Below are 11,067 nucleotides of genomic sequence, written 5' to 3' on the forward strand. Positions count from 1 at the left end.
GAAGCAGGGTCGCCAGTTCGGGGCGGTCGAGCAGTTCCACACCGAACGGGGCGAGGAACTCCGGCGAGCGTCCGACCGGGACGATGCGGATGTTCTCCGCCCCGGTCGACGGGTGCAGCTTCGCTGCCTGCTCGGCGGCGAACGGGCCGTCGGCGATCCCGACCCGGGCCTCCGGCACCCCGGCGCCCGCGAGCAGGCCGAGGACCGCGTCGGCGGCCTCGTGCTCCCCGCCGAAGAAGCGCGCGGGGCCCTGCGCCCGGATCACGACGACGCCGGGCCGCACGACCTGCACGGTCGGGATGCCCGCCTCGAGCGCGGTGAGCACCGGCTCGAACCGCCTGGCGTCGGCCGCCGGGTTCGCCGGCAGCACCACGAGGGTGGCGCAGCGGGACTGGGCCTCGCGGATCTTCAGGCCCCGGCGCACCCCGGCCGCTCGCGCCGCCGCCGAGCACGCCGCGACGACGCCGGCCTCGACGATCGCGATCGGCTCGCCGGGGTCGGCCTCCGCCTCCGCGGCGCCCGCCCGGACGGGCCAGTCCGGGCACCAGGCGACGATCGCCCGCTCGGCGCTCACACCGCCTCCAGCCGTGCGGCGACGGCGGGCGGCTCGATGCGCCACTGGTCGTCGCGGATCCGCACCGGATGCACGGAGCGGATGTCGCGCGAGGTCACCGTGACCGTCACGTCGCGGCCGGCGAGGTACCCGGATCCGGTGCCGATGCCCGTCCAGGCGGTGGTGCGCACCTCGAGGGTCGCCTCGGCCTGCGCCCACGGGCCGAGTACGAGCAGCGTCGAGCCCCGCTGCCGCAGCCGGGACGCGAGCCGCGCGGTGTCGCCGGCGGCCGCGCGGGCCGGTGGACGAAGGAGCACGACCGGGAGCACGTCGGCGACCTGCGCGGCGACGGCGAGCCAGTGCTCCCCGGGCTGCGGCACGAGCACGAGCCGGTCGAGGTCGACGCCGAAGCCCGCCGCCGCCTCGATGCCGAAGTCGGGCACCCCGACCGCGGCGCACCAGCCGCCCGCCGCGCTCGGACCCGCCATCAGCAGCATCGCGAGCGTCAGCGAGTCGGGCACCGCGTACGCGACCCCCGCCTTCAGCGCCCCGCCGGGCAGCAGCGGCGCCAGCTCCGGTCGCGTCGGCAGGGTGCGGGTGCCGAGCCCCGTGGCCTGCATGGCCGAGATGCGGGCCTGCAGCTCCTCCACCGTGCGCGCACGCTCGTCCGGTGCGAGCTGCAGGGCGGAGGAGGACACACCTCATCTTCGAACACGTGTTCGACGAGCGCAACACGCCCCGCCACGTCGCCCGTGCTCGCTACGCTGCCCCCGTGACCGCCGCCGCCGGAACCGTCTCCCGGTGAGCTTCTCCTCGACCGTCGCCTGGGCCGTCGGCGCCCTGCTGCTCGTCGTCGGCGTCACGGGCCTCTCGCGCAAGGTCGGCTGGTCCGCGCCCCTCGTGCTCGTCGCGGTGGGGGTCGGCATCGCCTTCATCCCCGGTGTGCCCGCGATCCGCCTCGACGAGAACCCCGACTTCGTGCTCGTCGGCGTGCTGCCTGCCGTGCTCTTCGCCGCGGCACTGCAGACCTCCTTCCTCGAGGTGCGGGCCCGCGGCGACTCGATCCTCGCCCTGTCCGTCGGCCTCGTCGTCTTCTCGGCGTTCGCCGTCGGTCTCGTGACCTGGTGGCTCGTCCCGCAGCTGACCTTCGCGGCGGGCATCGCGTTCGGGGCCATCGTGGCACCGACCGACGCGGTGAGCGTCGGCGCCATCGCAGGGAGCGGCAAGCTGCCCCGGCGCCTCGCCTCCCTGCTCGAGGGCGAGGGGCTGCTCAACGACGCGACCGCCCTCGTCACCCTGAACACGGCGATCGCGGCGATCGCGGCCCCCGTCGGCATCGGGCTCATCGCCCGCGACGCCGCGGTCGCCGTGATCGGCGGCCTGCTCTCCGGCGCCGTCGTCGCCATCGTCATCACCGCCATCCGCCGCCGCCTGAAGGCGCCGGTTCTCGACACCTCGCTGTCGCTCGCCGCGCCGTACATCGCCTACCTGCCCGCCTACGCGGTGAACGGTTCCGGCTTCCTGGCCGTGGTCGTCACCGGCATCTGGCTCGGCTACCGGGCGCCCATGTTCCAGTCCGCCGAGTCACGCATCGCCGAGCGGATCAACTGGCGCACCCTGTCGTTCCTGCTCGAGAACGCGGTCTTCCTGCTCATCGGGCTGCAGCTGCCCGACATCGTCCGCCGCGCGTCGCAGAGCCGCATCGGTCTGCTGCAGGGCGCGCTGATCATCGTCGGCCTCTACGTGGCGATGGTGCTCGTCCGGTACGTGTGGGTGTTCGCCACGACGGTGCTGTACCGGTTCGGCCCCGAGCGGCTGCGGGAACGGCGATGGGGCTGGCGCACCGCGTTCGCCATCTCGTTCTCCGGCGTCCGCGGTGTCGTGACGCTCGCCGCCGTGTTCCTGCTGCCGCCGCAGACCCCGCAGGTCGGCTTCCTGCAGCTCGCCGCCTTCGTCATCGTGGTGCTGTCGCTGCTGCAGGGCCTCGGTCTGTCGAGCCTCGTGCGGTGGATGCGCCTGCCGCTGCCGAGCCCCGACCAGGATCGGATGCAGATCCGCACGCTCGTCGGCGAGGCGCAGGGGGCCGCGCTGGAGCGACTCGAGCGGGAGGTCACCGACGGCGACCCGGAGGAGGTCGTCCTGAGCCTGCAGCAGGCAGCGCGCTTCCGGATGGGGATCGGCACGACCGACGAGGACGGGGTCGCGGCCCAGCCCGACGCCTACGCCCGCCTCCGGCTCGCGATGCTCGACGCCGAGCGGAAGGCGGTGCTCGACGCCCGTCGCGAGGGCCGGTACGAGGAGAGCGCGATCAGCGCGGTGCTCGCCGACTACGACACGATCGAGGCGGCGATGAAGCGGTCCTACCGCCGTGACCTGCCGAAGGAGGCGCCGCGGCAGCTCACGCGCCTGCGCCGAAGGGGCTAGGGCGACGGGCTCAGGCCTCGTCGTCGAGGTCGATGTCCTCGCCGGCCAGCTCGTTGTCCGGCAGGATCGGCTCGAGCTCGGCCGGGGCGCCACCGGTCGGGCCGTCGTTGCCGTCACCCGAGCCGGGGAGGACGGTGTCGCCGGCGACCGCGTCGTTCGTTACCGTGTTCATCGACTCGGCGCGGAGGGCCAGCGGGTCGCCGCCCGCGAGGTCGTCGTCCTCGTCGTCCGGCAGCACCGCCTCCCCGTCGAGGTCGCCGTCCCCGTTCGGCACGCCGGTGATCGGGTCGGCGGCCCCCAGGCCGGCGCCCTCACCCGTGGCGTCCGGATCGATGTCGTCCGTGCGTGCGTCGCTCATGGCCCCGACGCTACGTCCGGCCGCCTGAGCGGGACGTCACAGTCAGGAGGTCGTGCTCGGTCACCGCGGCGATCGAGAGCACCCGGTAGCCCTCGGACTCGAAGAAGACCGTGATCCGGTCGTCCTCGACGCTCATCACCCGTCCGTCGCCCCACTCGGCGTGCCGCACCGCGGTGTCGACGGCGAAGGGTGTGCGGCCCTCCGCGGTGCGCGACTCGGCGTAGCGCTCCGCAGCGCCGCTGTCGCAGGTGTCGCAGGCGTGGCAGAGGCCGGTGTCCTCGTCGCCGAAGTAGCCGAGCAGGTACTGCCTACGGCACTGGGTCGTCTCCGCGTAGGCGCGCATCATCGCCAGCCGGGACTCGTCGATCCGTCGCCGCGCCTCCGCCTGCTCGATCGCGGCCTGCACGGCCGTGCCGGCGACGATCGCACCGCCGCGCGGGACCGCCCTGCCGTCGACGACCGCGAGGACGCCCGCCTCCTCGAACAGGGAGGCCAGCGCGGTCGCGCGGCGGGCGCTCAGCCCGGCACGCTCGCCGGCGGTCCGGACGTCGGGATCCTCGGCGAGCGCGAGGAGGAGCGCCTTCAGGTCCTTCGCCTTCGGCACCGTGCCGGCGAAGAACTTGCGGAGAGCCAGGTCCTCCGTCCGGTAGTGCAGCGCGGCGACGGCGGGATCCCCGTCCCTGCCCGCTCGCCCGAGCTCCTGGTAGTACTCGTCGACGCTCTCCGGTGCGGCGGCGTGCACGACGAAGCGCACGTCCGCCTTGTCGATCCCCATCCCGAACGCGCTCGTCGCGACCATCACGTCGACGCCGCCCTCGTGGAAGGCCGCCGACAGCGCCCGGCGCCGCGTCGCGGGCAGGCCGCCGTGGTACCCCTCCGCAGCGATGCCGCGGTCCTGCAGCGCCGCCGCGTACTCCTCGGTCGCGCGCCGCGTCGCGACGTAGAGCAGGCCGGGTGCCGGCAGCGACGCGACGTCGTCGAGCACGGCGGCGACCTGCCGGTGCTCGTCCGTGTGCCGGGTCACCCTGAGGAAGATGTTCGGCCGGTCGAAGCCGTGGATGAGGATGCGCGGGTCCCGCAGATGGAGCCGGTCCACGATCTCCTCGCGGACCGGCCGGGAGCCCGTCGCGGTCAGGGCGAGGATCGGGGGCCTCGGCGCTCGCGGCGACTGCGGGGGAGCGGGCAGCCGGTCGGCGACCTCACCGAGACGCAGGTAGTCGGGCCGGAAGTCGTGTCCCCACGAGGAGACGCAGTGGGCCTCGTCGACCGCGAGCAGCGAGATCGGCGCGGCCGCGAGCCGCGCGACGACCTCGTCGTTCGCGAGCTGCTCCGGTGCGAGGAAGAGGTAGCCGAGCTCGCCCTGCTCGAGCAGCGCCCACGCCTCCTCGGTCCTCGTCCTCGGCTGGGCGGAGTTGACGAGCCGCGCCGGCCGGGCGCCGGGCGTCTCGGCGAGGTGCGCGAGCTGATCCGCCTGCAGCGCGATCAGCGGGGAGACGACGAGGGTCGTGCCGGGCAGCAGCGCGCCCGCGATCCGGTAGGCCGCCGACTTGCCGTACCCGGTCGGCATCACGCCGAGCACGTCGTGCCCCGCGAGGACGGCCGCGGCCGCCCGGGCGAGGCCGGGGCGCAGCGGATCCCAGCCGAACACGTCGCGGGCGACCCGCTCGATGTCCTCCGCGTGCCGGCCGGCCGACTCGCCTCGGGTGTCCTCGATCTGGATCTCGGTGGCGCTCACGGCGGCATCGCACCATCCCCGTGCTGAGCGGCGCCCCACAGTGCGGACCGCACGGATCCGGAGAAACGGCGCGACGCGCCGGGCGGAAGCGATCCGCTTCGGCGTGTCGTGCAGGAACTCCGGATCCGCGCGACGCCGGACGCTCAGGGAACGGATGCGGATGCGGCGCGCCGCGTCCCGCGGAAGCCGCTGGCCGGGCGCGCGTGGGCTTCGTAGGGTGAGTCATGCGACCGCACCTGCCGCGGCTGCCGTTCACGCAGGAGACGTGGCGGCGCCGCACCGAATGGCCGATCACGATCGCGGCCCTCGTCTTCCTCGTCGTGTACGCGTGGAGCGTGCTCGCCGACCTCCGCGGCGGCCTCTGGGAGGCCGCGGAGTGGGTGATGTGGGCCGTCTGGCTCGTCTTCGTCGCGGACTACCTCGTGCTCCTGGCGCTCGCCGAGCGGCGGCTGCACTGGTTCGTGACGCATCTGCCGCAGTTCCTCGTCGTCGCGCTGCCGATGCTGCGCCCGCTCCGGCTGCTTCGGCTGCTCACCCTCTTCACGCTGCTGCGACGGGCGACGGGCGCCTGGTTCCGGGGGCGCGTCACGGTGTACGTCGTCGGATCCGCCGCGCTGCTCGTGCTGCTCGCCTCGCTCGCGGAGCTCGAGGCGGAGCGGCACGCGCCGCGCAGCGGGATCCGCACGTTCGGCGACGCGCTCTGGTGGTCCTTCGAGACGGTCACCACCGTCGGGTACGGCGACCGCACGCCGGTGACGGGGGAGGGGAGGCTGATCGCGGTCGGGCTGATGATCGCGGGCATCGCCCTGCTCGGCGTCATCACCGCGACCTTCGCCTCCTGGCTCGTGCAGCGCGTCGCCGAGGTCGACCGAGCCTCCGAGGCGGCCACGGTCGCCCACGTGGAGGCGCTCGCCGCGGAGATCCGGGCGCTCCGCAGCGAGGTCGCCGTGCTCGCCGATCGCGCGGGTCCGGGGCGACCGGCGGACGCGCCGCGCTGAGGCCGTCCGCGCCGGCGTGCCGCGCAGGAGCTCCGGAACGGAGCGATTCAGCTCACGTGGACCATGGGCCGGCGCCGCACGTCGGGCTCCGTCTCCCTGAGCACCTCGCGGGTCACCGGCGCGACCTCGCCCTCGCCGGACACGAGGAAGCGCACCATGTTCGACACCGGGTTGCCCTCGGTCCACTCGAAGTAGATGTGCGGCACGACGCCGGTGATGTTCCGGATCTGCAGCAGCACCGCGGCGAGCGTGTTCGGCACGTTGCCGCTCGCGACCTCGAGCACCCGGTAGCCGTGCCGGACGACGCCGTGCACCTCGAGGTCCTCCTCGAAGTCGGACGAGTCCGCCTTCCGCACCTCGAGGAAGATGATCGACGCCCGGCCGGGGATGTTGCTGTCCCGCCGTTCGTCCCGCGCCTTCGAGCGGTACTCCTCCTCGTCGCGCGCGCCGGGCTCGTTGGCCACCAGGTGCACCGCGCCGTAGTCCTCGGCCTCGCGCAGGAACTCGGTCGCCGCCTCGTCGAACGTGACGCTCGTCGCCCGCAGCTCGAAGGACCGGCGGATGCGGGACGCGATCGACACGATCACGATGCCGAGGATGAAGAGCAGCGAGATCCGGAGGCCGTCGGGCCGCTGCACGATGTTCACGACGAGGGTGTAGGCGAGGATCACCGCGACGATGCCGAAGCCGGCCGTCCGCTTCCACTGCCGCTTGCGCCGCGCCGAGAGCGTGACCGCGACGGCCGCCGACGTGATGAGCATGAGCACGCCGGTCGCGTAGGCGCCTCCCTGGCCGTCGACGGACGCCTTGAAGACGAGCGTGACGACGATGGCGATGAGCGTGAACACGATCACGAGCGGGCGAACGGCCCGCGCCCACGCCGGCGCCATGCCGTAGCGGGGGAGGTAGCGGGGCACGATGTTCAGCAGTCCCGCCATCGCCGAGGCGCCCGCGAACCAGAGGATGGCGATCGTCGACAGGTCGTAGGCGGTGCCGAAGACGGGACCGAGCTGCTCGTGCGCGAGGTAGGCGAGCGCGCGGCCGTTGGCGGCGCCGCCCGGCCGGAACTCCTTCGCGGGGATCAGCAGCGTGGTGACGAGGCTCGACGTCAGCAGGAAGACGCTCATCGTGATGGCGGCGGTCGTGAGCAGGCGCTTCGCGCCGCGGATCCGCGCCTCCGGCGGCTTGCCCGTCTGCTCCGCCTCGCCGCGGATCTGGGGGATGACGGTGACCCCGGTCTCGAAGCCCGACAGGCCGAGGGCCAGCTGCGGGAAGACGAGGAGGGCGACGCCGGCGACGCCGAATGGGTTGCCGCCGCCCTGCGCGAGCATCGCCCTGCCCCACTCGGCGATCACCACCGGGTGGGCGGCCACGAGCAGGAAGCCGTCGACCACGACGACCGCGTTCAGCGCCAGGTAGGCCGCGACGAGCACGACGGCGATGCCGATCGCCTCCTGGAACCCCCGCAGGAACACCGCGCCGAGCAGCACGATGAGCAGCAGGGTGACCCACAGGTGCGCGCCGGCGAAGGACTTCGGCACGAGCGGGTTGCTCACCGCGTGCTCCGCGGCGTCGGCCGCCGACAGTGTGATCGTGATGATGAACGCCGTGCCCGCGAACCCGAGCAGCACGAGCACGAAGAGCTTGCCGCCCCACCACGGCAGCAGCTTCTCGAGCATCGCGATCGACCCCTCGCCGCGGTAGCTCTCGCTCGCCACCCGCCGGTAGACCGGCAGGGCGCCGAACAGGGTGAGCGCGACGAGCACGAGGGTCGCGACCGGGGAGACGAAGCCGGCGGCGAGGAACGCGATGGCGGGCTGGTAGCCGAGCGACGAGAAGTAGTCGACGCCGGTGAGGCACATGACCCGCAGCCAGAAGGAGGTGCGGCCGCTCTCGGCGTGCGGGCCCTGATGGTTGCCCGCCGTCTCCGAGAGGCCCTCGAGGGCCCATCGGGACAGCCGCCCGTGATGGCGGGGCTCGCGGGCGCACACGTCGGGGACGGCGTTCGGGTCCGACCGGTCGTCCGGCCGGCGCGCGGAGCCCATGTCCTTCGTGTCCGACATCCCACCGTCCGTGCTCGGCGCGGCGGCGGCCGCGCGCAGCCGTCAGTGTAGGTCAGGGCGCCGGGCCGTCTTCACCTGAGATGCAGGGAGAAGAAGCCGTCGATCCGCGCCCACGCGTCGGCCGCCGCTGCCGGATCCGGTCCCGCGTGGAGCACCAGCTCGAGCAGCAGCCCCATCACCGGGTTCGACTCGTGCGGCTCGTCGTTCAGGAAGGAGTGCCCGGCCGTCGGGTACTCCTGCACGTCGTGGGGCACGCCGTGCCGCTCGAGGGCGGCGTCGAGCCGCGCGGCCGCACCCCGCAGGCTCGCGTCGCGGCCGCCGTAGCTGCCGATGACGGGGCAGGCGCCGACGAGGCGCGGATCGAGGGGCTTCGGCAGGCGGCCGTAGTTGGCGCTCGCGGCGGAGAAGCCCTGGTCCTGCACCGCCATGAGCGCGAACCCGCCACCCATGCAGAACCCGAGCACGCCGACCTTGCCCGTGCAGTCGTTCCGGGAGGCGAGGGTGCGCCGCGCCGACTCGACGTCGTCGAAGGTGCGGCCGGCGCCGCGCGCGATGTCGCCGAAGGTGCGGCGGAGGCACTTCCGGGGACCGCCGTCGACGAAGAGGTCCGGCATCAGGGTGAGGAACCCGGCGGCGGCGCTGCGCTCGACCTGCCGCCGCATCACCGGCGTGACGCCGAACGCCTCGTGCACCATCACGACGCCGGGCCACGGGCCCTCCCCGTCGGGCACGCCGAGCACGCCGCCGAGGCCGGGGCTCCCGCCCTCGATCGTGGGCAGCGGGAGATCGGTCAGCGTCGGCACGGGCTCATCCTGCCCTCCGGGGGCGCGCACGGCGACCGGGATCGGCCGGCCGGCCGCGAGCACGAGCATCGTGACCGCGCCTCCCGGCGTCGGCGGCCCGGAGCATACTGACGCCCGTGACCGGCGCCTCCTCCCTCGACCTCGTCGCCGGCACGGCGGCCAGGAACCGGCTGCTCTGGGCCGCGATCCTCGCGTCGTTCGTCTCCTTCCTCGACGGCTCGATCGTGAACATCGCCCTGCCGGCGATCGCCCGCGACATCGGCGGCGGCATCGTCCTGCAGCAGTGGGTCGTGGACGGCTACCTGCTCACCCTCTCGGCGTTCATCCTCACCGCCGGGTCCGTCTCCGACGCCTTCGGCCGGCTGAAGGTGCTGCGGATCGCGATCGTCGCGTTCGCCGTCACCTCGCTGCTGTGCGCCGTCGCGCCCACCGCGGGCATCCTCGTCGTGGCGCGGCTGCTGCAGGGCGTCGCCGGCGCGCTGCTCGTCCCCGGCTCGCTGTCGCTCATCATCGCGACCTTCGAGGGGCCGGAGCAGAGCCGGGCGATCGGGCGCTGGACGTCGTGGACGAGCGTCTCGTTCCTCGCCGGCCCGATCATCGGCGGCCTGCTCGTCGACGCGGTGGGCTGGCGCAGCGTCTTCGTGCTCTCGGTGCTGCCCGCCGCGGCGTCGATGCTGCTGCTCGGCCGCACCCGCGACGGGGCGATGCCCGAGCCGCGCTCCAGGATCGACGTGCCCTCCGCGGCGCTCGCCGCCATCGGCCTCGGCGCGCTCGTCACCGGCCTCATCGAGGTCGGCGCGCGCAGCCGGGGCGGCGGCACGGCCACCCTGCCGCTGCCCGTGTCCGTCGGGTTGCTCGTGGCCGGTGCGGTGCTGCTCGTCGCGTTCGTGCTGTGGGACCGCAGGGCGGCGCATCCGCTCGTGCCCCGCGCCCTGTTCACCGCCCGCAACTTCCGCTGGGGGAACCTCACCACGCTGTTCGTCTACGCGGGCCTCAACATCGCCTCGCTCGTGCCGACGCTCTACCTGCAGCAGGTCGTGAAGCTTCCCGCCACGGTCGCGGCGCTGGTCGGCCTGCCGTCGACGGTGCTGATGATCCTGCTGTCCGGCCGGTTCGGCGCCCTCTCCGGGCGCTTCGGCCCGCGGCTGTTCATGACAGCGGGGCCCATCACGGCCGCGGTCGGCGCGGGTCTCATGACCTTCGTGCGCGACCCCGCCACCGCGCTCTGGCTGATCGTGCCCGGCATCGTGATCTCCGGGCTGGGGATCGCGGCGACCGTGGCGCCGCTCACCTCCGCGGTCCTCGGGGCGGTGAAGCCGGAGCAGAGCGGCATCGGGTCCGCCGTGAACAACGCGGTCGCGCGGGTCGCCGGACTCGTGGCGACGGCGTGCGTCGGCTGGATCCTCGGCGGCGTGCTCACCACCTCCGGCTTCGACCGCGCGGCGTTCGTCACGGCCCTGCTGCTCCTGGTCGGCGGCCTCACCTCGCTCGCCGGGATCCGCAACGGGTCCGCCCGCGACGCGTAGCGCCTAGCGCGTCGCGGACCGCAGCCGCTGCATCGCGCGCTCGGCACGGCGGCGCAGGCGCCGGGCGCGGCGGGCGCCTCGCTCGGCGAGCACCCCGTAGACGAACGCGTTCTCGCCGTTCGCCGCGGCGCGGGCCGCGACGAACGGGAGGTCGGCGACGACGAGCTCGAGGTCGCGGTGGGCCCCGATCGCGTCGTGCACCGCGGAGGCGCGGCGCGCCGCCCGGCGGAGCGCCGACCTGGAGCGCAGGGCGCCCTCCGCGTCGAGCTCCTCGATCACGTACCTGGCCCGCTTCGCCGCCTTCCTGGCGTCGTGCAGCGCCCCGATCGAGCGGTCCGCGTGGCGCGTCCGGCGGACGGCCCGTCCCACGGTGCTGCGGGCGAGGTCGGCGAGCACCGGCACCGGCGCGTCGGCCTGCGGCCCGGTGGGATCGGCGGCGGCGAAGGCGTCGAGCTCGGCGAAGACGGTCAGGTCGGCGGGCGAGGCGAGCGCACCGACGGCGCGCACGCGTGCCGCCTCGGCCTCGGCGAGCCGGTCCTCCACGAGCCGGGTCCCGGGCGTCAGCTCGCCGGTGATGACCAGCCGCCGGAGCTCGTCGAGCACGATC

9 protein-coding genes and 1 pseudogene are annotated in these 11,067 nt (G+C 74.2%); 3 read left to right on the forward strand and 7 right to left on the reverse strand.

Annotation, left to right across the window (positions count from 1 at the left end):
- Positions 1-574: pseudogene (locus JWQ92_RS09570) on the reverse strand (DNA polymerase Y family protein); the annotation flags it as partial.
- Positions 571-1,251, reverse strand: a complete 681-nt coding sequence (locus tag JWQ92_RS09575) for a hypothetical protein (protein WP_297344228.1) — start codon at positions 1,249-1,251, stop codon at positions 571-573. The pseudogene JWQ92_RS09570 and the gene JWQ92_RS09575, both read right to left, overlap by 4 nt.
- 103 nt (positions 1,252-1,354) lie before the next feature.
- Between JWQ92_RS09575 and JWQ92_RS09580 the strand changes: the two genes are divergently transcribed.
- A complete protein-coding gene (locus JWQ92_RS09580) occupies positions 1,355-2,977 on the forward strand; it encodes a sodium:proton antiporter (RefSeq protein WP_297344229.1) in 1,623 nt (540 codons plus the stop codon).
- Positions 2,978-2,987: 10 nt separating this feature from the next.
- Here the strand turns inward: JWQ92_RS09580 and JWQ92_RS09585 are convergent, their stop codons facing one another.
- Together JWQ92_RS09585 and JWQ92_RS09590 are read right to left on the reverse strand one after the other, a co-directional pair.
- Positions 2,988-3,335: a hypothetical protein gene (locus tag JWQ92_RS09585; protein ID WP_297344230.1), complete on the reverse strand. Its 348-nt coding sequence runs from the start codon at positions 3,333-3,335 to the stop codon at positions 2,988-2,990.
- Between the two features lie 10 nt (positions 3,336-3,345).
- Entirely contained in the window at positions 3,346-5,070 is a 1,725-nt protein-coding gene (locus JWQ92_RS09590) for a RecQ family ATP-dependent DNA helicase (RefSeq protein WP_297344231.1), read from the reverse strand.
- 224 nt (positions 5,071-5,294) lie between these two features.
- Here JWQ92_RS09590 and JWQ92_RS09595 point away from each other — a divergent pair, with 224 nt between their 5' ends.
- Positions 5,295-6,068 carry a potassium channel family protein gene (locus JWQ92_RS09595; RefSeq protein ID WP_297344232.1) on the forward strand — a complete coding sequence of 258 codons (774 nt, stop codon included), beginning with the start codon at positions 5,295-5,297 and terminating at the stop codon, positions 6,066-6,068.
- Positions 6,069-6,115: 47 nt separating this feature from the next.
- Here JWQ92_RS09595 and JWQ92_RS09600 read toward each other — a convergent pair whose 3' ends face one another.
- The gene (locus tag JWQ92_RS09600; protein ID WP_297344233.1) at positions 6,116-8,131 is read right to left on the reverse strand and encodes an amino acid transporter; all 2,016 of its coding nucleotides are present in this window, start codon (positions 8,129-8,131) and stop codon (positions 6,116-6,118) included.
- Between the two features lie 71 nt (positions 8,132-8,202).
- A complete protein-coding gene (locus JWQ92_RS09605; protein ID WP_297344234.1) occupies positions 8,203-8,934 on the reverse strand; it encodes a dienelactone hydrolase family protein in 732 nt (243 codons plus the stop codon).
- Between the two features lie 116 nt (positions 8,935-9,050).
- Here JWQ92_RS09605 and JWQ92_RS09610 point away from each other — a divergent pair, with 116 nt between their 5' ends.
- Positions 9,051-10,460, forward strand: a complete 1,410-nt coding sequence (locus JWQ92_RS09610; RefSeq protein WP_297344235.1) for an MFS transporter — start codon at positions 9,051-9,053, stop codon at positions 10,458-10,460.
- Positions 10,461-10,463: 3 nt separating this feature from the next.
- Here the strand turns inward: JWQ92_RS09610 and JWQ92_RS09615 are convergent.
- On the reverse strand, positions 10,464-11,067 hold a 604-nt coding region (locus tag JWQ92_RS09615), incomplete at its 5' end, for a CHAD domain-containing protein (RefSeq protein ID WP_297344236.1).

It is taken from the genome of Amnibacterium sp. (genome assembly GCF_025463795.1).
In the GTDB taxonomy this organism is placed as follows: Bacteria; Actinomycetota; Actinomycetes; order Actinomycetales; family Microbacteriaceae; genus Amnibacterium.

Excerpts from the sequence above, each read along its gene's own strand:
- JWQ92_RS09585 (WP_297344230.1), bottom strand. The coding sequence starts at position 3,335 with ATGAGCGACGCACGCACGGACGACATCGATCCGGACGCCACGGGTGAG.
- JWQ92_RS09595 (WP_297344232.1), top strand. The coding sequence starts at position 5,295 with ATGCGACCGCACCTGCCGCGGCTGCCGTTCACGCAGGAGACGTGGCGG.
- JWQ92_RS09600 (WP_297344233.1), bottom strand. The coding sequence starts at position 8,131 with ATGTCGGACACGAAGGACATGGGCTCCGCGCGCCGGCCGGACGACCGG.